The 23500-nt window shown below is 66.5% G+C and carries 21 protein-coding genes; 14 read left to right on the top strand and 7 right to left on the bottom strand.

Going from position 1 to position 23500, the window contains the following annotated elements:
- Positions 1–42 precede the first annotated feature (42 nt).
- The 5 genes from ACW5CM_RS10895 to ACW5CM_RS10875 all read right to left on the bottom strand — a co-directional run bounded on the left by ACW5CM_RS10895 (position 43) and on the right by ACW5CM_RS10875 (position 5641).
- Positions 43–1296 (bottom strand): ROK family transcriptional regulator, encoded by a 1254-nt coding sequence (locus ACW5CM_RS10895; protein ID WP_457125003.1) that lies wholly within the window; start codon positions 1294–1296, stop codon positions 43–45.
- Between the two features lie 219 nt (positions 1297–1515).
- A complete protein-coding gene (locus tag ACW5CM_RS10890) occupies positions 1516–2520 on the bottom strand; it encodes a hypothetical protein (RefSeq protein WP_457125002.1) in 1005 nt (334 codons plus the stop codon).
- Positions 2517–3746, bottom strand: coding sequence for a sensor histidine kinase (locus ACW5CM_RS10885; RefSeq protein ID WP_457125001.1), 1230 nt, complete (start codon positions 3744–3746; stop codon positions 2517–2519). Before ACW5CM_RS10885 ends, ACW5CM_RS10890 begins: the two co-directional genes overlap by 4 nt.
- On the bottom strand, positions 3736–4398 hold the full coding sequence (locus ACW5CM_RS10880) for a response regulator (RefSeq protein WP_439256017.1): 663 nt from the start codon (positions 4396–4398) through the stop codon (positions 3736–3738). The genes ACW5CM_RS10885 and ACW5CM_RS10880 overlap by 11 nt, the downstream gene beginning before the upstream one ends.
- A gap of 28 nt (positions 4399–4426) precedes the next feature.
- Positions 4427–5641, bottom strand: coding sequence for a class I SAM-dependent RNA methyltransferase (locus tag ACW5CM_RS10875; RefSeq protein WP_457125000.1), 1215 nt, complete (start codon positions 5639–5641; stop codon positions 4427–4429).
- 23 nt (positions 5642–5664) lie between these two features.
- Between ACW5CM_RS10875 and ACW5CM_RS10870 the strand changes: the two genes are divergently transcribed.
- Complete coding sequence (locus ACW5CM_RS10870) at positions 5665–6306, top strand: Maf family protein (protein ID WP_457125050.1); 642 nt, start codon at positions 5665–5667, stop codon at positions 6304–6306.
- A gap of 78 nt (positions 6307–6384) precedes the next feature.
- The gene (locus ACW5CM_RS10865; RefSeq protein ID WP_438255123.1) at positions 6385–8151 is read left to right on the top strand and encodes an acetyl/propionyl/methylcrotonyl-CoA carboxylase subunit alpha; all 1767 of its coding nucleotides are present in this window, start codon (positions 6385–6387) and stop codon (positions 8149–8151) included.
- Positions 8152–8212: 61 nt separating this feature from the next.
- On the opposite strand, the gene ACW5CM_RS10860 is transcribed toward ACW5CM_RS10865, so the two are convergent.
- Complete coding sequence (locus ACW5CM_RS10860) at positions 8213–9652, bottom strand: NAD(P)H-quinone dehydrogenase (protein ID WP_438255122.1); 1440 nt, start codon at positions 9650–9652, stop codon at positions 8213–8215.
- Positions 9653–9710: 58 nt separating this feature from the next.
- Here ACW5CM_RS10860 and ACW5CM_RS10855 point away from each other — a divergent pair, with 58 nt between their 5' ends.
- The 3 genes from ACW5CM_RS10855 (at position 9711) to ACW5CM_RS10845 (ending at position 12589) form a co-directional block, all read left to right on the top strand.
- Positions 9711–10544, top strand: a complete 834-nt coding sequence (locus ACW5CM_RS10855) for a purine-nucleoside phosphorylase (protein WP_439256014.1) — start codon at positions 9711–9713, stop codon at positions 10542–10544.
- Positions 10541–12238, top strand: a complete 1698-nt coding sequence (locus ACW5CM_RS10850) for a phospho-sugar mutase (protein ID WP_457124999.1) — start codon at positions 10541–10543, stop codon at positions 12236–12238. The genes ACW5CM_RS10855 and ACW5CM_RS10850 overlap by 4 nt, the downstream gene beginning before the upstream one ends.
- An 87-nt stretch (positions 12239–12325) precedes the next feature.
- The gene (locus ACW5CM_RS10845) at positions 12326–12589 is read left to right on the top strand and encodes an HPr family phosphocarrier protein (protein WP_457124998.1); all 264 of its coding nucleotides are present in this window, start codon (positions 12326–12328) and stop codon (positions 12587–12589) included.
- A 16-nt stretch (positions 12590–12605) separates the two neighbouring features.
- Here ACW5CM_RS10845 and ACW5CM_RS10840 read toward each other — a convergent pair whose 3' ends face one another.
- Positions 12606–14528, bottom strand: a complete 1923-nt coding sequence (locus ACW5CM_RS10840) for a BglG family transcription antiterminator (protein WP_457124997.1) — start codon at positions 14526–14528, stop codon at positions 12606–12608.
- Positions 14529–14679: 151 nt separating this feature from the next.
- Here ACW5CM_RS10840 and ACW5CM_RS10835 point away from each other — a divergent pair, with 151 nt between their 5' ends.
- From ACW5CM_RS10835 to ACW5CM_RS10795, 9 genes are all read left to right on the top strand, one after another.
- Entirely contained in the window at positions 14680–14997 is a 318-nt protein-coding gene (locus ACW5CM_RS10835) for a PTS sugar transporter subunit IIB (RefSeq protein ID WP_438255115.1), read from the top strand.
- On the top strand, positions 14994–15278 hold the full coding sequence (locus ACW5CM_RS10830) for an HPr family phosphocarrier protein (protein WP_438255114.1): 285 nt from the start codon (positions 14994–14996) through the stop codon (positions 15276–15278). Before ACW5CM_RS10835 ends, ACW5CM_RS10830 begins: the two co-directional genes overlap by 4 nt.
- Complete coding sequence (gene ptsP / locus ACW5CM_RS10825; RefSeq protein WP_457124996.1) at positions 15275–16960, top strand: phosphoenolpyruvate--protein phosphotransferase; 1686 nt, start codon at positions 15275–15277, stop codon at positions 16958–16960. Before ACW5CM_RS10830 ends, ptsP begins: the two co-directional genes overlap by 4 nt.
- Complete coding sequence (locus ACW5CM_RS10820) at positions 16957–18519, top strand: PTS mannitol transporter subunit IIBC (RefSeq protein ID WP_438255112.1); 1563 nt, start codon at positions 16957–16959, stop codon at positions 18517–18519. Before ptsP ends, ACW5CM_RS10820 begins: the two co-directional genes overlap by 4 nt.
- Before the next feature lie 61 nt (positions 18520–18580).
- Entirely contained in the window at positions 18581–19015 is a 435-nt protein-coding gene (locus ACW5CM_RS10815) for a PTS mannitol transporter subunit IIA (RefSeq protein ID WP_438255111.1), read from the top strand.
- A gap of 14 nt (positions 19016–19029) precedes the next feature.
- The gene (locus tag ACW5CM_RS10810; RefSeq protein WP_457125049.1) at positions 19030–20187 is read left to right on the top strand and encodes a mannitol-1-phosphate 5-dehydrogenase; all 1158 of its coding nucleotides are present in this window, start codon (positions 19030–19032) and stop codon (positions 20185–20187) included.
- Positions 20188–20263: 76 nt separating this feature from the next.
- Entirely contained in the window at positions 20264–21553 is a 1290-nt protein-coding gene (locus tag ACW5CM_RS10805; protein WP_457124995.1) for a flavin-containing monooxygenase, read from the top strand.
- Positions 21550–22500: a bile acid:sodium symporter family protein gene (locus ACW5CM_RS10800; RefSeq protein ID WP_438255108.1), complete on the top strand. Its 951-nt coding sequence runs from the start codon at positions 21550–21552 to the stop codon at positions 22498–22500. The genes ACW5CM_RS10805 and ACW5CM_RS10800 overlap by 4 nt, the downstream gene beginning before the upstream one ends.
- Complete coding sequence (locus ACW5CM_RS10795; RefSeq protein WP_457124994.1) at positions 22497–23468, top strand: SDR family oxidoreductase; 972 nt, start codon at positions 22497–22499, stop codon at positions 23466–23468. The genes ACW5CM_RS10800 and ACW5CM_RS10795 overlap by 4 nt, the downstream gene beginning before the upstream one ends.
- Positions 23469–23500: the final 32 nt, after the last annotated feature.

Genomic DNA, 23500 nt, shown 5'->3' with positions numbered 1-23500 from the left:
CTCCTGTCAAGAGCTTCGCAATACTCTGTCGTGCAGCTCGGCTCAGTGATCGAGAAAAAGAGCGGATGCCCGAGGCGACAGCACCTCGTCAAGCACCACACACCCTGCCCCCACCGCCGCCACATCGTCGCCGACGACAGTGCCGAACACCGGGAGATCACGGACCGCGCTCGTGGCGCTCTGCCGTTCCAACAGCTTCGGCAACTCGTTCAGATACTGCGCCTCAACGCGCGCCCAGAAAGGTCCGCCCAGCACGACGCGATCGACATCCAGCATGTTCGTCAGGCTCGAGATGAGCACCGACAGGTGCCCGACTGCTTCAAGGAGCACGGCCATGGCATCGGCATCCTTCGCCGCTGCGCGCGCACACAACTCCGTGAATCGGTCATCGACAAAGCCCGCATCGCTGCTGAAACGATCATCGGCGAAGACACCGGCCCGCTCGGCACGTTCGACGATCGCCTGCGGGGTGCAGACGACCTCGACGCATCCTCGCCTGCCGCATCCGCACTCCGGACCATCGGCATCGACCATGATGTGGCCGACCTCGCCGACGTTGCGGGATGCACCGTGAACGACCTCGCCGTCCAGCACGAGTCCGGTGCCGATGCCGGTGCCCAGATATACGAACAGGAATGAGGCGTCAGCGGGACCTGCCCCGGTCCACAGTTCGGCGACCGACGCTGCGGTGGTGTCCTTCTCCAGAGTGACGCGGAATCCCGTCGCCTCGGCCAGGGCATCCCGCAGCGGCACTCGATGCCAGTCTCGAAGCTTCGGCGGGTCAATGACTGTGCCTCGAGCGGCATCCAGCGGTCCCGGCGTCGCAACGCCGATCCCGGAGATCCGCTCCCTCTCCACCCCGGAGCGCTTGATGAGGTCGTCGACCGATGCCGCCATCGTCTTGATGATCTGGCGCGGATCATTGGTCGGAGTGCGCCGCGTACTGCGCTGGATCACTGCGCCGGCAAGGTCCAGCAGCACGAACGTCATGACGGCCGGATCCAGATGCACACCGATCGACATCCGACTCGATGCGTTCAAACGCAACGTCGTGCGCGGCTTGCCCGGCCCCGCGATGACGCGACCGGCCTCTTCGATCAGGCCGTCATCCAGCAGCCGGCGGGTGATGTTCGTCACCGTCTGCGCGGAGAGCCCCGTCGCATCCGCCAGTTCGGTCCGGCTCAACCCCTCGACGGATCGACGGATCACCTCCAAGATCACGGACTGATTGAAGTCGCCCATCTTGGGAAGATTCGTTCCACGGCGCCGCACACTCACCGCTCCATCATGACGCATGACCCGGAATTCTTGTCCCCCAAAATACCTACAGACAATTTGCTTGCGCTTCGACAGACTTGATTCAACGCTTCGCGTTCGGTCGGTCTCTCTGCCCCAGGGTAGGCAGACGCGGGTCGACCATCCGCGGTCAGTTTTCGGGTAACTGCACCGCACACGGCGAGGGGCAGGCTTAACAGCCGCCCCTCGCCCATCTTTTTGCCTCAGCCGCGCTGCAGCTCAGTCGCGCTCGCGAGGAATCTCATGCCAAAGCCCGACGGTGTCCTCGTCTGAGGAATCGCCGGCACCCGATCGCCCCACTACGGTGACTGCGGTGCGCGCATCCTGCGCGGCACGAATGATCACGCGTCCGGCGTCGGCGCGCGAAAGTACCTCCGCCAGTTCGTCGCGGATCTCGGCGCGACGCAGCTCATCGAGTTCGTTCAGCCCGCCCTCGTCGAACACGGTGACTGCCGAACCCCGAAGTCGAGCCTGTTGAATCGCGGTACGAACGGCGTCGTTGAGCAGACTCGCACCGCGAAGCTCGTCGCGCAGACGCCCCTCGGCAAGGCGGGCCGCAAGCTGTTCCTCCGGGGTGAGTCGGCCGTGCGAAGCCACCGTGCGCGCCAGGACCGGACCCGCTGTCGCCAGTGCGTACTGCACCCGAACGCGACGCTCCCGCTGGCGCACCAGCTGAGTTGCATGCCAGGCCGACACCGCCTGCTGAATATCTGCCAGGCGTTCGGTGTCACGCACCGCACGGTCCCAGAACAGCACCAGAAGCTGCGCGACCAGCGTCCACATGATCGAGCCGACCAGACCCAACTCCAGCGCGACGACGAATCCGAGATGCACTGCGGACGCCACCGTCAGCACCAGCAGTACCAGCCAGCCAGCAATCGGACGCCGCCGGACGATGCACACCACGGCCAACAGCCCCAGCGCACCGATGTACCAGGTTGCGAAGGGTTCGGTGCGATGCGTCGGCTGCAGCGAAGCACTCACCATCGTCGGAATCACGCTGCTGGCGACCACGGCGACCACGCCCCACCACAGCGGCATCCGGATCCCGCCCGAAGTCTCCATCAGCACGGTGGCCAGCATCACGATCAGGTAGAGCAGAATCGCTGCGACCATGACCAGCGGAGCCGTCGGCTGCACGATCCACCACACGGCACGAGCAGCGAAATAGACGGCGAATCCGACCGCGAGCGCGGTGGCGATGCTGCGCACAGAGCGATTCATGGGCGCTCCCATCCGAGCGTGACGGTGGTTCCCACCGAGCTTGAGACGATGGTCGCGGTGCCGGCGACACCCGCCATCCGCGCGATGATGGACCCTCGAATGCCGAGGCGGTCCTCGCCGATGTCATCCACATCGAAACCAGGCCCCGTGTCGGACACCGTCACCGAGAGCCCCCGCGCTCCGTAACCATTGACGATCAGATGCAGCCCGCGCCCCCGCGCGTGATCGACGGAGTTTCCGATGGCCTGACGTGCAGCCAGCACGACCGCTCGTGCGACCCGCCCCGGAATGGGACCGGCCGTCCCCTGCTCTTCGACGATCGCGTCGGCGCCGCGCTCGGACAGGGCCCGGCGCAGCTCGACGACGACCTGCGCGGTTCCGACCGGTTCGTCACTGCCTTCCTGGGCGACGCCGGCATCCGTGTTCGCGAGCCTCGTCAGCGCTTCTCTGGCCATCGAGACGGCGAGATCGCGACCCCGGTCGGTGGCAGCGCGTTCGGCGGCGATGAGCGCGGCCAGCACGCTGTCGTGCATGAGCGCGGCGATCGCGACCCGCTCTTCTTCTGCCGCGGCAGCGGCCGCCGCCGCAGCGTATGAGGCCACGGCGCGGCCACGAGCATCATCGACGCCGGCTGCGACCGAGCGGAACATCCACCCGAGCGACAGTATGACGATGCCGAGGATGATCGTGAACGATACGTCGAACGCGGTCATCGTCCAGAACCGGCTCGTGAATTCGCCCTCGACCAGCCGCACATAGCCGTAGACCAGTGGCACCCCGAACGCCCAGACCAGCTGCAGCTTCATCGGAAAGGCGAGCATCGCCGCAGCGACCCCGACGTTGACCAGGAAGAAGATCCACGGCTGTCCGTCGCCGGCGCCAGCATCGACCACCAATGGCCACGCGGCAAGTGCGATCACGTAGACGATCGCAAACACCCCGGCCGAGACTCTGACCGCACGCCCCAGCACGCAGGCGGTGAGCATCGCGATCAGCGGCACGTAGACGATCGCGACGAGCGTCGTGTACCCGGGCGTCGCCCCCCGCGAAATACCCGCGGCGGCGGCAACCAGCGCTTGAACGCCAAGCAAAGCCGAACCGATCGCGACGACCGTGGCCAGGATGCGCTCCATCCGCTTACCGGTGAAACGCTCGAACTCCGTCTCGGCCGTGCCCGGTGAAGGGATGCGGCTCCACGCATCGCTGAGGGCGGTGTCAGCCGACACCCGTGAGCCCCTCGCCGGTGACGATGCCGTCTTCCATCGCGCGATGCAGCAGATCGATCTTGGTCCGCGCGGGGCGCCCGACCTCGACGTACTTCACACGCACCCGGTTGATGTTCTCCTTCGCCGTGGAGTATGCGACCCCGAGCCGCTCGGCGACGACCTTCAGCGGCAACCCGGTGGCGTACAGCCGGAGCACCTCGCGCTCACGGGCGGCCAGCTGCGCATCCGCGAACTCGCGGTCACCCTCAACAGCGCTCGCCCACTCGACATTGTTCAGTGCGTCACCTCTGGCGACCGTGCTGATCGCGTCGAGGACGTCGTCCAGCGACGAAGATTTGCTCACGACACCGGCGGCACCGGCGGCCAGCGCCTCGCGCACAGCTGCCGGTCGATCGGCCACGCTGTGGATCACGACACTCGCCCCGTCCGAGACCAGCGCGGTCACGTTCTCGGTAACCGTCGTGCCATCGCCGAGAGTCAGATCGAGCACGACGACATCGGCCGATGCCGCGCGCGCGGACTTTCGCCATTCGAGATACGACCCGACCGTGCTGCCGGAGAAGACCACAGATTGCGCCCCGCCCCGCTCGCACGCAAGCTCGAGTCCGAGGCGGACGGACTCGTGATCATCGATGAGTGCGACCCTGCTCATGAGTCCAGCCTATCGATCTGCTGAGTATTCATCGGGTGAGCAGTGCGACGACCTCGAAATGATGCGAGTGCGGGAACAGATCGAAGGCCTCCAGAGAACCGGTCTGCCAGCCGAGTGCACGGAAGGTGCCGAGATCACGAGCGAGCGCGACCGGATCGCAGGCGACATAGACGATCGCTTCGGGACTCAGCGCATGGATGCCCTCGACAACGGCGCGACCGGCACCGGCGCGCGGCGGATCGAGCACCACGGTGCCGACCTGCGCTCCGCCTGCCGCACCGGCGAGGTACTGGTCGACTCGTGCCGTGACGGCGCTGACGCCGAAGTCTTCGAGATTTCGGGCAGCATGCTGGGTTGCCCGGCTGCTGGATTCCACGGTGACGATCTCCGTCGCGCCGAGATCGGCGAGCGAGGCAGAGAACAGACCAACACCGCCATACAGGTCAAGATGCGCCGAGCCGGCTTCAACGCGTCCGGTGAGGGCGCGCTTCACGGCGGAATCCAACGTGGCTGCCGCTGCCGGATGCACCTGCCAGAAGCCATCGGCATCCACCTGGAATGTGCGCTCGCCGACCTTCTCCCGAATGACGGGAGCGACCGGCCGCTTGCCCTTCTGCGGGCGGCGAAGCACGTGCACGCTGCCATCGGCCGATTCGACCAGATCGATGCGCCCGGGCTTGGCGTTCTTGATCGACAGCGCTTCGGCGCGCACACGGCGCCGCGCCAGTGGGTAGGAGGAGACCGGAATGACCCGGTGACTGCGAGCGGCGTACGGACCGACCACACCGTCATCGTCGACGTGCAGCGAAATGCGCGTACGCCAGCCGGTGCCGTCGCCATCGTCTACCGGCGTTACGGCCGGTGCCTCAAGGCCGGGGCCGGCGAACTTGTCCAACGCCTCCTGCAGCACCTGACGCTTCAGCGTGCGCTGGTGATCGAGATTAATATGGCCGAGATCGGCGCCGCCGGCGCGGTCGGCAGGGTCACGAGTTATGTCGGCCTCAGCCCACACGTGCGAACGTCGGTGCGGCGACGCGTCCAGCACCTCGACGGTCTCGCCGCGCCAGAACTTCCGCGTGTCGGCCGCCGATCCACCCGCCGGGTCAGTGATGCGCACGCGCACCCGCTCTCCCGGAATCGCATCGGAGACGAATACCACTCGACCCTCGTGACGGGCTATGAAAGTGCCACCGTGCGCAATGCCGGTGATATCGAGGTCGAGGTCGCGTGCAGAAGAGGGCATCCTACGAGGATACGGTGGTGAACATGCAGGTTTGCCTCGCTTCGACCTCCCCCGCCCGCCTCATGCTGCTGCGCCAGGCAGGCATCGAGCCGATCACCCGTTCTCCGAAGACGGACGAGGATGCCGTGGCCGCCGCTGCGGCGGCCGAACGCGGGCGCGATCTGGCGCCGGACGAGCTCGTGCTGCTGCTGGCTCGAGCGAAGGCTGCTGATGTTGCACACCGGCTCGCAGCCCAGGACGCTTCCTTCGACGGCCTGGTGATCGGCGGCGACTCGATGTTCGCCCTGGACGGGCGGGTCTACGGCAAGCCGTACACCGCGCAGGAGGCGATCCGGCGGTGGAAGCTGATGCGCGGCAGCACCGGCGTGCTGCACTCCGGACATTCGGTATTCCGGGTTCGGCCGGGCGCTGAGCCGCAGGAGGCGACCGCTGTCGCCGAGGCCGCCGTATCGTTCGCGGCCGACATCACTGACGAGGAGATCGCGGCATACGTCGCCACCGGAGAGCCGCTGCACGTCGCAGGCGCCTTCACCGTCGACAGCCTCGGCGGGGCATTCATCACCCGTGTCGATGGGGACCCATCGACGGTCGTCGGCATGTCGCTATCGACGATCCGTCGGTTGTGCGCAGAACTCGGCATCACGTGGACGGATCTGTGGTCGTAGACATCGCGCTACGTTTTCGACAATTTCTTGTGGGGGGTCGTCAAAAGTATCGGGCGTGATCTCGCTAGGCTGACATTCATGCCCGCTATCGCCAAGGTCCTCATCGCTAACCGCGGCGAGATTGCCGTACGCATCATCCGCGCCGCTCGTGATTCCGGGATCTCCTCGGTTGCCATCTACGCAGACCAGGACCGAGACGCGATGCACTCGCGTCTGGCGGACGAGGCCTACGCCCTCGACGGGGAGACGAGCGCAGACACGTACCTGCAGGTCGACAAGATCCTCTCGATCGCCCGCCGTTCGGGAGCGGATGCTGTGCACCCGGGCTACGGGTTCCTCGCTGAGAACGCCGACTTCGCCCGCGCCGTCATCGGCGCCGGCATGATCTGGATCGGCCCGTCACCGGAAGCCATCGAGTCGCTCGGCGACAAGGTGACCGCACGTCACGTCGCCGAGAGGGTGGGCGCTCCCCTGGCCCCCGGAACCCCTGGCCCGGTCGAAACCGCAGACGAGGTCATCGCCTTCGCGAAAGAGTTCGGACTGCCGATCGCGATCAAAGCCGCTTATGGCGGAGGCGGACGCGGACTCAAGGTTGCCCGTGAACTGGACGAGATCGCCGAGCTGTTCGAGTCCGCGACCCGCGAGGCCGTTGCCGCGTTCGGACGCGGCGAATGTTTCGTGGAGAAGTATCTCGACAAGCCCCGCCACGTCGAGACCCAGTGTCTGGCGGATGCCGCGGGAAACGTCGTCGTCATCTCCACGCGCGATTGCTCACTGCAGCGCCGTCACCAGAAGCTGGTCGAAGAAGCACCCGCTCCCTTCCTCACCGATGAGCAGAACGAGCTGCTGTACTCGGCATCCAAGGCGATCCTCAAAGAGGTCGGCTACGTCGGCGCCGGCACCTGCGAATTCCTCATCGGCGCTGATGGCACGGTGTCGTTCCTCGAGGTGAACACCCGCCTGCAGGTCGAGCACCCGGTCTCCGAAGAGGTCACCGGCATCGACCTGGTACGCGAGCAGTTCCGCATCGCCGCTGGCGGCACAATCGACTACGACGATCCGACGCCGGTGGGCCACTCCTTCGAGTTCCGCATCAACGGCGAAGACCCCGGTCGCGGCTTCCTGCCGCAGCCGGGCCCGATCCACGTCTTCAAGACGTTCGGTGGCCCGGGCATCCGTCTGGACTCGGGCGTTACTGCGGGGGACGCTGTATCGGGCGCCTTCGACTCCCTGCTGGCGAAGATTATCGTCACCGGACGCACCCGCGATGAAGCGCTTGAGCGTGCGCGTCGTGCGCTCGATGAGTTCGAGGTCTCCGGACTCCCCACCGTGCTGCCGTTTCACCGCAAGGTCGTCCGCGACCCAGCATTCACCGCAGAAGGCGGCTCGTTCGGCATCTACACCCGCTGGATCGAAACTGAGTTCGACAATGACATCCCGGCCTGGGACGGCGAGCTGGAAGCCCCAGCCGCAGCCCCGGCACGCCACACGGTCGTCGTCGAGGTCGCCGGAAAGCGGCTCGAGGTCAGCCTGCCCGAGCGCGTCACCGTCGCTGCCGGAACCGCAGGGCGCCCCGCTGCTGTGCCGCCGTCGCGCCGCAGCCACGCCACTTCTGTCTCAGCCGGGGCATCCGGAAACGCGGTCAAGTCGCCCATGCAGGCCACCATCGTGAAGATCGCCGTTGAAGAGGGCCAGGAGGTCGTCAAGGGCGACCTGGTCGTCGTGCTCGAAGCGATGAAGATGGAGCAGCCGCTGCAGGCACACAAGGACGGCGTCATCGCCAACATCAATGCGACCGCCGGCGCCACAGTCTCGGCCGGGCACCAGCTGCTCACAATCGACTGACCCCGAGGCGAGCGTCTCGCCTCGCCTCGCCTCGCCTCGCCTCGAGGCGATCGAAACGCGCCTAGCTGATATTGACGAGGTGCATCGCGCGCGAAGCATCCGTAATGCTCGAGGACAGCGACGGGTATGCGGCGAAAACGCGCGAAACCTGATCGACCGTCAAACGACGCTCCACGGCCACTGCGATCGGGTAGATCAGCTCCGAGGCCTTGGGCGCCACGATCACTCCGCCGATGACGGTGCCCGAGCCCTTGCGGGCGATGATCTTGACGAAGCCGTCCTTGATCCCCATCATCTTCGCGCGCGGGTTGGCAGCCAGCGGCAGCTTGTAGACGAGGCCGTCGGCCGCGCCATTCTCGACATCCTTCTCGCCGTACCCGACCGTTGCGATCTCGGGGGCGGTGAAGATGTTCGAGGTGACCTTGATCTTGTCGAGCGGGATGACGATGTCACCGAGCGCATGGAACACCGCGGTGCGCCCCTGCATCGATGCGACAGATGCCAGCGGCATGAAGTTCGTGCAGTCGCCGACCGCGTAGACGTTCGGCACCGAAGCGCGCGCGACCCGGTTCACCCGGACATGCCCAGACTCGGTGAGCTCGATGCCGGACTCCTCCAGGCCGATGCCTGCGGTGTTCGGCACCGACCCGACGGCCATCAGACAGTGACTGCCCTCAACCGTGCGTCCGTCGGAAAGCGTGACGAGCACGCCGTTCTCGGTGCGCTCGACGCTGTCGGCCCGCGACTTGGAGAGCACCGTCATGCCACCGCGTTTGAAGACCTTCTCAAGCACGTGCGCGGCATCCGGGTCTTCGCCGGGGAGAACCTGATCGCGGCTCGAAACGAGGGTGACCTGTGCACCGAGGTTCATATATGCCGAGGCGAACTCCGCACCGGTGACACCCGAACCGACCACGATCAGATGCTCCGGGAGCGCCTTCATGTCGTACAGCTGCGTCCAGGTGAGGATGCGCTCACCGTCGGGCTTGGCGCTATCGAGCTCACGCGGCGATGCACCGACGGAGACGATGATGGTGTCGGCCTCGACACGATCGAAGTCCGTGCCGCCGGGCCCCGTCGACACGGTGATCGCGTTCGGCCCCTCGAGACGGCCGTGGCCGGAGAGGATCCGCACCCCGGATTCAAGCAGCGTGTTGCGCATGTCTTCGGACTGCTGTCCGGCGAGCGCCAGCAGACGCTTGTTGACGGCGGCGAGGTTGATCGCGATCTCGGGCTTCAACGGCTTGCCGTTCCCGCCCTTGGCATAGAACTGCACTCCGAGGTCGCTGGCCTCCGCGATCGCCACGGCGGCATCCGCGGTGGCGATGAGGCTCTTCGAAGGCACCACGTCGGTGAGGACGGCAGATCCGCCCACTCCCACGCGTTCGATGAGGGTGACCTCGGCGCCGAGTTGGGCAGCAGCGAGCGCCGCTTCATAACCGCCGGGGCCGCCGCCGAGAACGGCAACGCGCTGAGTGCGCTCGAAAGGAGTGGAAGACATACCCTCTATTCTTCCCCACTCCTCCCCCTCTTGCCGTCACCTTGCTTAGAGTGGATCCATGACCGACATTCACGACAATCCTCTCGACGCTCCGAACGCTGATCCGTTCGAGGTCGCAGCCCGCGCCGCCGCTGACATCGCACGGCTGAGCGGCATCGAGAAGCACGACATCGCCCTCACCCTCGGCAGCGGTTGGGGAAAAGCCGCCGAGCTCATCGGCGAGACCGTCGCCACCATCGCCGCCACCGACGTCGCCGGCTTCTCGAAGCCTGCTTTGGAGGGCCACGTCGGCACTCTGCGCAGCATCCGCACCCCGAACGGCAAGCACGTTCTCGTGATCGGCGCACGCACCCACTACTACGAGGGCCACGGCGTTCGCCGCGTCGTCCACAGCGTCCGCACCGCCGCGGCCGCGGGGGCCAAGATCATGGTGCTCACCAACGGCGCCGGCGGCATCCGTGAGACGTGGAAGCCGGGCCAGCCCGTTCTCATCAGCGACCACATCAACCTCACCGCCGATTCGCCGCTCGAGGGCGCGAACTTCGTCGACCTCACCGACCTGTATTCGTCGCGTCTTCGCGAGATCGCCCACACGGTCGACTCTTCGCTCGATGAAGGCGTCTACACGCAGTTCCGCGGACCCCACTACGAAACTCCGGCCGAGGTGCAGATGGCGAAGGCCATCGGCGGCGACATCGTCGGCATGTCGACGGCGCTGGAGGCGATCGCCGCTCGCGAAGCAGGCATGGAGGTGCTCGGCTTCTCGCTGATCACGAACCTCGCCGCCGGCATCCAGAAGACACCGCTGAGCCATACCGAAGTGATCGAGGCCGGCAAGGAAGCGGAACCGGTGATCTCGGATCTGCTGGCACGTGTGGTGGCGGCGCTGTGAGCGAGTACACCGAGACCGCCGAGCACATCACCGAACGACTGTCCCAGGCGCGCGCCTGGTTGCGCCAGGACCCGGATGCGGAAACCCGCGACGAGCTGGCCGGAATCATCACCCGGGCCGCTGCCGGAGACGTCACGGCCGTCGCCGATCTCGACGACCGTTTCGGAACCCGCCTCGCCTTCGGCACCGCCGGCTTGCGCGGTGCCCTGGGCGCCGGTAGCAACCGGATGAACCGCGTGCTGATCGCGCAGGCTGCCAGCGGCTTCGCCTCGTATCTGCTCACACGCGCAGGCGGCAGCACCCCCGCCGTCGTGATCGGTTATGACGGTCGCCGCAACTCGCGCCGGTTCGCGCTGGATTCTGCTGAACTGTTCGCCGGCGCCGGGCTGCGCACGATTCTGCTGCCGCGTCTGCTACCCACCCCCGTGCTCGCCTTCGCGGTGCGGCACCTCGGTGCAGATGCCGGTGTCATGGTGACGGCCAGCCACAACCCGCCGGCCGACAACGGATACAAGGTGTACCTCGGCGGCGCGGACGACGGAGCACAGATCGTGTCGCCCGCTGACGCTGAGATCGCAGCTCACATCCAACGCGTGGCGGACGCCGGAAGCATCACGACGTTGCCGCGCTCGGCCACGTACGAGGTCGCCGGTGAAGATCTGGTTCAGGCGTACATCACCGCCACTGCCGCCGTCGCCCCGGCGCCGGCAGCCGCACAGGAGCTGACCTGGGTGTACACCGCGATGCACGGTGTTGGTTGGGAGACGTTCTCGAAGATCATCCGCGAGGCGGGCTATTCGCACCCGAAGACTGTCGGCGAGCAGCTTCGCCCCGACCCGACCTTCCGTACGGTCGCGTTCCCGAACCCGGAAGAGCCCGGCGCCATGGATCTCGCGTTCGCCGCGGCTCGGCGCACCCGCGCCGACTTCATCATCGCCAACGATCCCGATGCGGATCGCCTGGGCGTTGCGATCCCGGACCCCGACGTCGCCGGCGGCTGGCGTCGCCTCAGCGGCAATGAGATCGGTCTGCTGCTCGGTGCCAGAGCCGCCCGCGCGGCGGAGGGCCAGGCCGGCGCATCCCTGGCATGCTCACTGGTCTCCTCTCCCGGTCTCGGCGTGATCGCCGCGCACCATGGGCTGGACTTCCACGAAACGCTGACCGGCTTCAAGTGGATCTCCCGCGCACCCGGGGCTGTGTTCGGGTTCGAAGAAGCGCTGGGATACCTGGTGAACCCGGAGACGGTACGCGACAAGGACGGCATTTCTGCCGCGATCGCTGTGCTCGGGCTCGCCGCCGAGGCGCACGAGCGCGGCGAGACGATCGGCTCCCTGCTGGCTGACCTCGGTGAGACCTACGGCCACTTCGCCAGCGGCCAGGTGGCGGTGCGCGTCGAGGACCTGTCGATCATCAGCAAGGTCATGCTCTCGCTGCGCACGCTGCCGCCCACGCGCATCGGCAGCACGGTGATCGACTCTGCCGAGGACCTCATGCAGGCAGCCTCCGGCGAGCCTTCCGGTGATGTGCTCCGATACCGGCTCGCCGACGGTTCGCGGGTGATCGTTCGCCCCAGTGGCACCGAACCCAAGCTCAAGGTCTACCTGGATGCTCAGGCGCCCTCGGCAGCGGAGGCGAAAGCCATCGTCGCCGAACTGGAATCCGGCGCGCAGGCACTGTTGGAGGAGCGCTCCTGACACTGGTCCTCGTCGGCAGGACCGTCACGGCCTGAGCACAGCTACCATCGCTGGAAGAGCCAGGAACACTCGAACAGGAGGCATCCGATGCGGATGAGACAGGTGGTGATCAACTCCGACAACGGCCTGCATGCGCGGCCTGTCGCGGAGTTGGCCCGTCTCGCTCTGGCGTATACGGAACCGGTGACCCTGACCACGTCTGCGGGCGTCGTGGTCGACGTCTCAAGCGTCCTGGCCGTGATGGACCTGGCACTGGATGATGGCGAGCTGATCACGCTGCGCACCGCCCGAGCACCTGCTGCGGATGCGGTGCTCGACGCGATGGCGGCTGTGCTGGATCCGCAGGCCTGAACTGGGTCGGTGCGAATCAGCCGTCGATGACAGCGACCAGCTCGTCGAGCAGCCCTTCGAAGGTCGTACCGCGACGCACGATCCGTTGCACGCTATCGCGCTCACTGAACACCTCGACCAGCTGTTCGAACACCGTCTGGAACGCCGTGCGATCGCTCTCGCTGAAGGCGGCCAGCGCGACGACCTGCACGCGCCCCTCGCCCCAGGCGACAGAACCGTCCGCCACGCCAATCGCGATCGCGGTGCGCTGAGCGGTCATCTGCAGTGCGTGCGGCACCGCCAGCGCATCTGTGAACGCGGTCGACGACATCCGCTCACGCACGATCGTGTTCTCAACGTAGTCATCACCGATGAGGCCGGCATCCACCAGCAGTCCGCCGAGCCGGCGGATGACGGCTTCCTCACCCTCATCGGGCAGCGGGTGCACATAGGCGCCAGCGGAGAAGTATCGCGAGAGCTCCTCCCGCAGGTGCGTGAGTCGTCGCCCGCGCCTGATGCGCGCGGCAGTCTGCGAGACCCGCTCGACATCGGCGTCGGTGAGGAACGGCTGAATCCGCACGAAGCGGTCGCCGCTGGCTCCGGGGTCGATCGTGGTGAGAACGAGATCGGTGTCGATGCTCGCCCAGTCCGGGTCGACGGTGGTCACGACGCTCATGACCTCGACCGAGGAGCCCAGCGAACGATCGACGCTGGAGCGCAGCAACTCGTGCAGTTCGTAATAGCCCGGGCACACGATTGTGGCCGTGAGGATCGTCTCGGCCTTGCGGCTTCGCTCGAGCCGACCGCCGATGTGCATAGCGATGTATGCGATCTCGTCGTCGTGAATGGGCGCGCCCAGACGGTCGTGCAGCCCGCTGGCGATCGAGACGGCGACCTCGAAGATCATCGGATATGACGACTTCAGAGAGCGCGTCAGCGGATTGCGCGTCCAGGCCTGCTCCTCGGCGCGGCGCAGGAGATTCTGCACGTGCAGCGCGAGACGCAGGATGAAAGCCTCGTCGACAAGATCGACCTGGTAGTCCGCCGCCGCCTGCACGATCTCGGCGCGCACGGCGGCTTCAACGGCCGGGTCGACCCCGCTGCGCACCGCATCGGATGCCGTGCCCTGCCCCGGCGCGATGGCCCGGGTCAGCACCAGCGTCGCCAGATGGGCGCTGTCGCCGTCACCGAGCGCCACACCGAAGTGCTCGCCCGCGAGGCGGCTGATGACGCCGCCGAGCTTGGGAATCTCTTCCCACGTGCCGGCAAGCGGTGTCTCCAATGCGCGCCCGGCAGAGACGCGATCCGCGGCGATCGCGATGTGCAGGAGCACATCCGAGATCGCCAGTTCGTTGACGAAGTAGCCGAGCTCACCGAGCTCGCGCACCAGTGCCGTCTTGAACGGAGCCACGGCGTGGGCGGCGACCGTCGTGCCGGTCAGTGCGCGACGAATGCTCTCCGGATGGAACGACCCGGTATCCATCTCGTCGTGCGCCAGCCTGCTCAACAGCCGCCGTTGGGCGACTTCAGTTCCGCGCAGACGAACGACTTCGCGGTCGCGCTCCAGCCGGAGCTCGCCGGTTCCCAGCAGGCCCCGCACGCGGGTGAGGTCGGACTCCACCGTCGCCTCGCTCACATGCATCCGCTCAGCGGTCTGATAGATGTCGATGCCGTCAGCCGCGTCCAACAGCATCCGCACCAGTGCGTGCAGGCGGTCGCGTGGCGCCGATTCTCCGGCGACGCGAATGCGCAGTGCGTCGTGCGCACCGATGCCGACGCGGTACCCGGCGGGCCCGGATTCGACAGCGTCGGCGGCAGGAGTACGCGCGTTGAGGGATGCGACATAGGAGCGGATGCTGCGCGGCGTGACCCCGAGCACATCGGCGAGGCTGGCTGCCGTCGCCCAGTCGTCCTGACGCAGCAATGCCTGCAGGAGCTGGTCCTGACGCTGGCGCGACATCGTCCTCCTCCGCTGAGTGCGTTGGTTTCCCATGATGCCAGTCCGGGGAGCATCCCGGGGCGACGCCCGGTGTTCCGCAGGGGCGGAAAGGAACCTGGTGGCATCCCTCACAGGAATTTCCCAGAATGGAGAACAGGAAGAGGTGGCATCAATGAGGATTCTGGTGGTGTGCGGCGCGGGCGCATCGAGCACGTTCGTCGCACAGCGACTCCGACGAGCGGCATCCGACGCAGGCTTCGACTGGGACACCTCCGCCGGGACGGAGAGCACCGTCGCCACAGCCTTCGCCGATCTCGTCCTCATCGGCCCGCACCTCTCCGGACGCCTCGACGCAATCGGTGCCGCAGCCAGCGGAACCGTCGCCGTACTTCCGGCTGATGTGTTCGCCGATCGTGACGGCTCCCGTACTCTCGCGATCGCTCAGACCGCGATCTCCGCCTCCTCATCCGCTGCGAAAGGAACATCATGACTGCTGTCTCACGAACCGTCCGAATCGGCTCATCCCACGGCTTGCACGCCCGCCCGGCGAAGATCTTCGCCCAGGCAGCTAAAGAGTCCGGCATCCCGGTGACCATCGCCAAGGATTCCGGCAAACCGGTCAACGCCGCCAGCATCCTCGGCATCATCGCCCTCGCCCTCGAGTACGGCGACTACGTGACGCTGTCGGCTGAGGGAGACGGAGCGGACGGTGTGCTCGACGCGCTGACCGAGCTGATCACCACCGATCACGATCAGGAGTCAGCGGGATGACTGAGCTCAGAGGAGTCGGCATCGGCTCAGGCGTCGCTCAAGGGCCGGTCGTGCGCATGGCTGAGGCGTTGCCAGACCCGCAGAGCACTCCCAGCGCTCTCGGCGTGGAAGCGGAGCGCACGCGTGCGCGTGAAGCGGTCGCGGCGGTTGCCGCAGAGCTGCAGAAGCGCGCTGACGCCGCCGGCGGATCCGCTCAGGAAGTGCTCGAAGCCCAGGCGATGATCGCCGAAGATTCGACGCTGCAAGACGAGGTCGACACGCGAATCGACGACGGCAGCACCGCCGAGTGGGCCGTGCACGACGCCTTCGCCGGATTCCGCGCGACGTTGGAAGCCGTCGGAGGCTATCTCGGCGAGCGCGCCGCAGACCTCGACGACATCGCCCAGCGCGTGCTCGCCGAACTGCGCGGCGTCGCCGCTCCCGGTGTGCCCGATCCCGGGCATCCCTTCGTGCTCGTCGCACGCGATCTCGCCCCTGCCGACACAGCCCTACTGAACCTCGACCAGGTGCTCGCCCTCGTCACCAGCGACGGCGGCCCGACCTCTCACACCGCGATCCTCGCTCGGGAGAAGGGCATCGTCGCGATCGTGGGGGCGGCGGATGCTCCGTCACTGCAGAACGGGACGATGGTGATCGTCGATGCCGGTGCGAACACCGTCACCACCGACCCCAGCGTCGAACAGCTCGGACGCGCAGCGCAGCGGGCAGCCGCACGCAACGCCGCCGAGAGCGCACCGCCGACACCGGGCGCACTCGCCGATGGCACGGCGATCGCTCTGCTGGCGAACCTGGGAAAGCCGGCTGACGCCGAAGACGCGGTGGCCCGTGGCGCTGAGGGCGTCGGACTGTTCCGCACCGAGTTCCTCTTCCTCTCCTCCGCGCAGGCGCCGACCGTCGCCGAACAGCGCCAGTCCTACCAGGAGTTGCTGGCCGCATTCAGCGGCAAGAAGGTCGTGGTGCGGATGCTGGATGCCGGCGCCGACAAGCCCCTGGCCTTCCTCAACGACGCCCATGAGGAGAACCCGGCGCTGGGGCTTCGCGGGTTGCGCTCCCTGCGCGCCAGCGAAGATATCCTGCGCGAACAGCTCACCGCGCTCGCCGAGGCGGATGCGGCTACCGATGCTGATCTGTGGGTGATGGCGCCGATGGTGACCACCGTCGAGGAGACGGAGTACTTCACCTCTCTCGCCCGTGAGTACGGCATCAAGACGGCCGGGGTCATGGTCGAGGTTCCCGCCAGCGCGCTGCTCGCCGACCGGGTGCTCGCGCACGCGGATTTCGCTTCGATCGGGACGAACGACCTCACCCAGTACACGATGGCCGCTGACCGCATGCTCGGTTCGGTCGCAGGCTTCCAGGATCCCTGGCATCCGGCCGTGCTGCGTCTGGTCGGTGAGGTCGGCGCCGCCGGCGTCCGCACCGGAAAGCCGGTCGGAATCTGCGGTGAAGCCGCCGCCGACCCGCTGCTGGCCGTCGTGCTGGTGGGCCTGGGCGCCACCAGTTTGTCGATGGCACCCGCCGCGCTCGCAGATGTTCGACTCGCGCTCTCAGAGCGCACCCTCGATGAGGCCAAGCGCCTTGCCGAAGTGGCACTGGCGGCGGATGACGCCACCGGTGCACGCAATGCCGTGGCAGATGCTGCCGCGGTCCTCCCTTCACACCAGAAAGAGACGACATCATGACGACGACGTCAACAGAGGCGCCGAAGAAGGGCGGCCTCAGAGTACGCGTGCAGAAGTTCGGCACGTTCCTGTCCGGCATGGTGATGCCGAACATCGCAGCATTCATCGCCTGGGGCTTCATCACCGCGCTATTCATCCCCGACGGCTGGCTCGGCAGCAACAGCCCGGTCGAGTCCTGGCAGTGGGCCGACTCCGCCATTCTCGGTGGCGGCACGATCGGCGATGTCAACTACCCCGGCCTCGTCGGCCCGATCATCACGTACCTGTTGCCGCTGCTGATCGCGTTCACGGGCGGCCGGATGGTGCACGGGCACCGCGGTGGTGTCGTGGGCGCCGTCGCGGCGATGGGCGTCATCAGCGGTGCCGATGGCACCGTGATGTTCCTCGGTGCCATGATCGTCGGCCCGCTGACCGCGCTCGTACTGAAGTGGGTTGAGAAGCCGTGGGAAGGCAAAGTCAAGCCCGGCTTCGAGATGCTCGTCGATAACTTCTCGGCTGGCTTCGTGGCCTTCTTCATGGCACTGGGATCGTTCTTCTGGCTCGCGCCCGTCATGCGCTGGATCACCGACATCCTCGGTAGCGCTGTGGGCTGGCTCGTGGAGACCGGACTGCTGCCGCTGGCGAGCATCATCGTCGAGCCCGCCAAGGTGCTGTTCCTGAACAACGCCATCAACCACGGTGTGTTCACTCCGCTCGGAACCGAGCAGGTTCAGGAGACCGGACGCAGCCTGTTGTTCCTCATCGAGGCCAACCCCGGGCCCGGCGCGGGCATGCTGCTCGCGCTGACCGTGTTCGGTGTGGGCGTCGCCCGGGCGACAGCGCCTGGCGCGTTCATCATCCAGTTCCTCGGCGGTATCCACGAGGTGTACTTCCCGTACGTGCTCGCAAAGCCCATGCTGATCCTCGGTCTGATCGCCGGTGGTATGACCGGCGTGGCCACCAACATGATTTTCCAGGCGGGTCTCGTCGCTCCGGCGGCCCCGGGATCGATCTTCGCGGTGCTCATCCAGACTGCCCCGGGCAGCCACCTCGGTGTGATCTGCTCGGTGGTGTTCTCCGCAGCGGTAACGTTTGCCATCTGTGCGCCGATCCTGCTCGCCTCCCGCAAGCGCGACATCGCAGCCGAAGCCGCCAGCGGCGACCCGCTGGCCGCAGCGATCGCGAAGACCGAGGCGAACAAGGGCAAGTCCTCCAGCACACTGTCCGGCATGGCCGCAGCAGCATCCGCGACCACGGCATCGGCCACCGCCGTCGCCACCGCTCCGATCCGCAACATCGTGTTCGCCTGCGACGCGGGAATGGGCTCGTCCGCCATGGGCGCAAGTGTGCTCCGCAACAAGCTGAAGAAGGCCGGAGTCGAAGGCGTCACCGTCGTCAACCAGGCCATCGCGAACCTCGACGGCACAGCCGACCTGGTGATCACCCAGCAGCAGCTGACCGATCGCGCGAAGGGGCAGTCCCCGAACTCGCTGCATGTTTCCGTCGACAACTTCATGAATGCCCCGCAGTATGAAGAGGTCGTCGAGATGGTGCGCGAGCAGAAGGAATCCGACGAGTAATCGATCTGGTGGGGGCGGATGCGAGCTGCATCCGCCCCCACCTCACAATGAAGGAGAAATCATGGGCATTCTGACAATCGGCCAGGTTCGTATCCACGCCGGATCCGCCACCCAGGATGACGCGCTGCAGGAGGCGACCGATATCCTCGTCGCGGCTGGCGCCGTCACTCCCGCTTACGTCGATGCGATGCGTCTGCGCGAAGAGACGGTGTCGACCTTCATGGGCAATGGCCTGGCCATCCCGCACGGCACCAACGAGACCAAGTCCGCGATCCTCGATTCTGGACTGTCCGTCGTCCGTTACGACGGCGGCGTGGACTGGGCCGGCGACCAAGCCACCTTCGTGATCGGCATCGCCGGTCGAGGCGACGAGCACCTCGAGATTCTCTCCCAGATCGCGATCCTGTTCTCCGAAGAGGACGACGTCGCGAAACTCAACGCCGCACAGACTCCCGATGAGCTGTTCGCCCTGCTCTCTGCTGTCAATGAATCATGAGCGGTGAACGCGGGATGAAAGCCGTTCACTTCGGCGCCGGCAACATCGGACGCGGCTTCGTCGGTCTGCTGCTGCACGAGGGCGGCTACGAACTCGTCTTCTCCGATGTCGCTGACGCCCTGGTGGATGCCATCAACGCCGCCGACTCGTACACCGTCCACGAGGCGGGCCCCGGCGGCGTCGATCACGTCGTCACTGGCTTTCGCGCGGTGAACAGCAAGACCGATCCGGATGCCGTGGCAGATGAAGTCGCGACCGCAGACGTAGTCACCTGCGCTGTCGGGCCGACCGTGCTGCGCTTCATCGCACCGGCCATCGTTGCAGGACTCAGCCGCCGCTCCGCCGATCGCGCGCCGGTGAAGGTCATGGCCTGCGAGAACGCCATCGGTGCAACCGATCAGCTGCGTGTCGAGATCGAGAAGGCTGCGGGCGTTGACGCGGTCGAGATCCTCGGCCGCGCAGTCTTCGCGAACACCGCGGTCGATCGGATCGTGCCCGCACAGCCGGAAGGCGGCGGCGTCAACGTCACCGTGGAGCCGTACTTCGAATGGGCGATCGAGGCGGGCCCCTTCAACGGTGACCTGCCGAACATTCCCGGCGCACATTTCGTGGACGACCTCGGCCCATACATCGAGCGCAAGCTCTTCACGGTGAACACCGGACATGCGGCGACGGCATACTTCGGCGCGCTGGCAGGGATCGAGCGGATCTCGGACGCCCTCGCCGATCCGAGCATCGCCGCCCGCGTCAGCGCTGCACTGGAGGAGACCTCAGCGATGCTCACCGCCGTGCACGGCCTGGATCCGGCTGAGCTCGCGGAGTACCGCGGCACGATCCTGGATCGGTTCCGCAACCCCGCTCTCGTTGACACCGTGGCGCGCGTGGGGCGCCAGCCCTTGCGTAAGCTCTCCCGCCATGAACGCTTCATCGGCCCGGCTGTCCAGGCCGCTGAACGCGACCTGTCGACGCGGGCACTCGTGGATGCTGTCGCCGCCGCCGTCGCATTCGACGACCCTGCCGATGAGCAATCCGTTGAGCTGAAGCGGATGCTGCTCTCCGAGGACGCCGATGTACTCACGTCGACCGTCACCGGGCTCGAGCCGGAGCATCCGCTCTTCGCCGCCGTGCACGAGGTGTTCGTCGCGCGGCAGCGCGACTTGCGTATGGACTGAACTCCGCGGCTACGATCAAGGGGTATCCGCTCTACCCGAAGGGGCGGATCGTGCACACCGTCGTGCGGGGAGAAGAATGAGCAGTTTTGCCATCATCGGTGCCGGACCCTCGGGCCTGGCCGCAGCCCGAGCGCTGCAGAAACGTGGCATCAAGGTCGACGGCTACGAGTCCTCGCACCGGGTGGGCGGGCTCTGGGACATCGACAATCCGCGCAGCACGATGTATGCCTCGGCGCACCTGATCTCATCACGAACGACCACCGAGTTCGCCGAGTTCCCGATGCGCAGCAAGGTCGACTATCCCGATCACCGGGTGCTGCGGCAGTACTTCCAGGATTACGCCGATCACTTTGGCCTCGCCGCCCTGTTCCGCTTCGACACCCGGGTGATGCGCCTTCAGCCGCGTGACGGTGGTTGGGATCTCACCTCGACCGGCCCCGACGGCGAGAACACCCGCTGGTACGCGGGCGTCATCCTCGCCAATGGCACGCTCGCCGAGCCCAGTGTGCCGACGTTTCGCGGGTCGTTCGCCGGTCAGATCATGCACACCAGCGCATACAAGAACGCCAGCGAACTCGATGGCAAGCGGGTGCTGATCATCGGTGCGGGAAACTCCGGATGCGATATCGCCGTCGACGCCGTTCACCATGCGACATCGGTGGATATGAGCGTGCGGCGCGGGTACTACTTCGTGCCGCGCTACCTGTTCGGTCGCCCCTCCGACACGCTCAACCAGGGCCGCCCGCTGCCCGCCCGGATCAAGCAGGCCATCGACACCCGTGTGCTGAAAGCGTTCACCGGGGATCCGGTGCGATTCGGGTTCCCGAAGCCGAACTACCGCCTCTACGAATCGCACCCGATCGTGAACACGATGGTGCTGAGTCATCTGGGGCAGGGCGATCTGCGCATCCGCGCCGACATCGACCGGTTCGACGGCAACACGGTGCACTTCGCCGACGGCACGAGCGGTGACTACGACCTCGTGCTCCTCGCGACCGGCTACTCGCTGAATTATCCGTTCGTCGATCATGAGCACCTGTCCTGGCACGGCGCGGCTCCTCGGCTGTTCTTGAACATGTTCCCGGCCTCGTTCAACGGGCTGTACATGATGGGGATGATCGAGGCATCCGGCATCGGCTGGCAGGGCCGGTTCGAGCAGGCCGAGTTGCTTGCCGCGTTCCTCGCCGCGGCCGAGCGCGACCCCGCCCGCGCGGAGCGCTTCCGCGCTCGGGTCACCGGTGCGCCCTGGCCGGACGTCACCGGCGGCTATCACTACCTCGGTCTTGACCGCATGGCGTACTACGTGAACAACTATGCGTACCGTGCGGCCGTGCGTGCCGAGCGCACCGCGATGGATGCCGCGTGAACGTCGACGATGTCACCCTGAGTTTCACTCCCGGGTCCCTCACGATCTTGAACGTTGTGCTGGGTCTGATCATGCTCGGCATCGCTCTGGACACCGCCCCGAGCGACTTCCGGGTCGTGGCCAAGCATCCGAAGCCGTTCATCATCGCGATCCTCGCGCAACTGCTGCTGTTACCCCTCGTCACCTTCGCTCTGACGCTGGTGCTGCCGGTGACAGCATCTATGGCGATGGGGATGATCCTGGTGGCATGCTGCCCACCGGGAAACATCTCGCAGGTGCTCACGCACCGCTCCGGCGGCAACGTGGCACTATCGGTGTCGATGACCGCCGTCGGCAACCTGCTCTACATCATCGCGATGCCGCTGAGCATCGCCTTCTGGGGTTCGCTGCACCCCACCGCAAGCACCGTGCTGAAGCAGGTGGCGCTGGAACCGATGAAGATGCTGCTGGAGATCGTACTCATCATCGGTGTGCCCTTCGCCGTCGGGCTTCTGGTGCGCGCGAAGCTGCCTGTCGTTGCCGCGAAGGCGCACCCGTTCGTGAAGTGGTTCAGCCTGATCGCTCTGGTCGGCTTCATCGTCGTGGCTCTCGTGGGCAACTGGTCGGTCTTCATCCAGGTGCTCGGGGTCATCCTGCTCGTGGTGACGGTGCACGATGCGGTCGCGCTCGCTCTCGGATACGGCACAGCCGTCGCGGGAGGCCTGGGCACCCGCGAACGCAAAGCGATCACCTTCGAGGTCGGCATCCGCAATGCCGGGCTCGGCCTGGGACTCGTGTTCGCGTTCTTCGATGGTCTCGGCGGCATGGCGATCGTTGCCGGGTGGTGGGGCATCTGGGACATCATCGCGGGACTCGTGGTCGCCAGCCTCTGGGCACGTCATACGCGCAAGCGCACCGGATCGGCGTCCGGTGACGCGAGCGCCCGCCGCACGGCGGACGGTACATGAGGCGCGTTCTCATCACCGGCGGGAGCGGTTTTCTCGGCACGCATGTCGCCTCGATGCTCGCGGTGCGTGAGGATGTGGAAATCGTGGTCGCGGCGGATCTGCGCGCCAGCGCTGCACAACGTGGCCACGCGCATGCCGACGTCACGCACGTCGTGCTGGATGTGACGGATGCCGCGAGCATCGCTCCCGTGTTGCGGGAACACCGCATCGACACCGTGGTGCACCTCGCCGCCATCGTCAACCCCGGCGCTGATGTCGATCTCGAGTACCGCGTCGATGTGACCGGTTCCGCAAATGTGCTGGCGGCATGCGTGGAGGCGGGTGTGTCGCGCATTGTGGTGTCCAGTTCCGGGGCCGCCTACGGCTATCACCCTGACACCCCGGAGTGGATCAACGAGTCCCAGCCGCTGCGCGGCAACGACGCTTTTCCCTATTCGAAGCACAAGCGGCTGGTCGAGGAGATGCTCGCGGAGTACCGCGACACGCATCCGGAATTGGAACAGGTGATATTCCGCATCGGCACGATCCTCGGCCCCGACGTGCACAACCAGATCACGGGGCTCTGGGATGGGCGGCGGATCCTGCGCATTGCCGGTTCCGATTCCCCCTTCGTTTTCATCTGGGTCGATGATGTCGCCGCGGCGATGGTGCGTGCCGCAACCGACGGCCCGGCCGGGATCTACAACGTGGCAGGCGACGGACGCCTCACCGTGTCGGAGATCTCAGCACGGCTGGGTAAACCGCTGCTGACGATCCCGGCGTGGGTGCTGGTCGCTGCGCTCGGGATCGGACGAATGCTGCGGCTGACACCCCACGGCCCGGAGAAGGTGCCGTTTCTGCGTTACCGCCCGGTTCTGGCGAATGACCGGCTGAAGGCTGATTTCGGATTCACACCGACCCGAACCAGTCGCGAAGCGTTCGAGGAGTATCTGGCGACGCATCCGCACGTCGTCGCTTCCCGGATCTGACCGCCCGTCCGAGCGGAGCAGCCCAGATACTC

The sequence above is a fragment of the Microbacterium wangyouchuni genome (genome assembly GCF_054072595.1).
The sequence above is the reverse complement of the archived record's forward strand: the minus strand, read 5'-3'. Positions and strand labels throughout refer to the sequence as shown.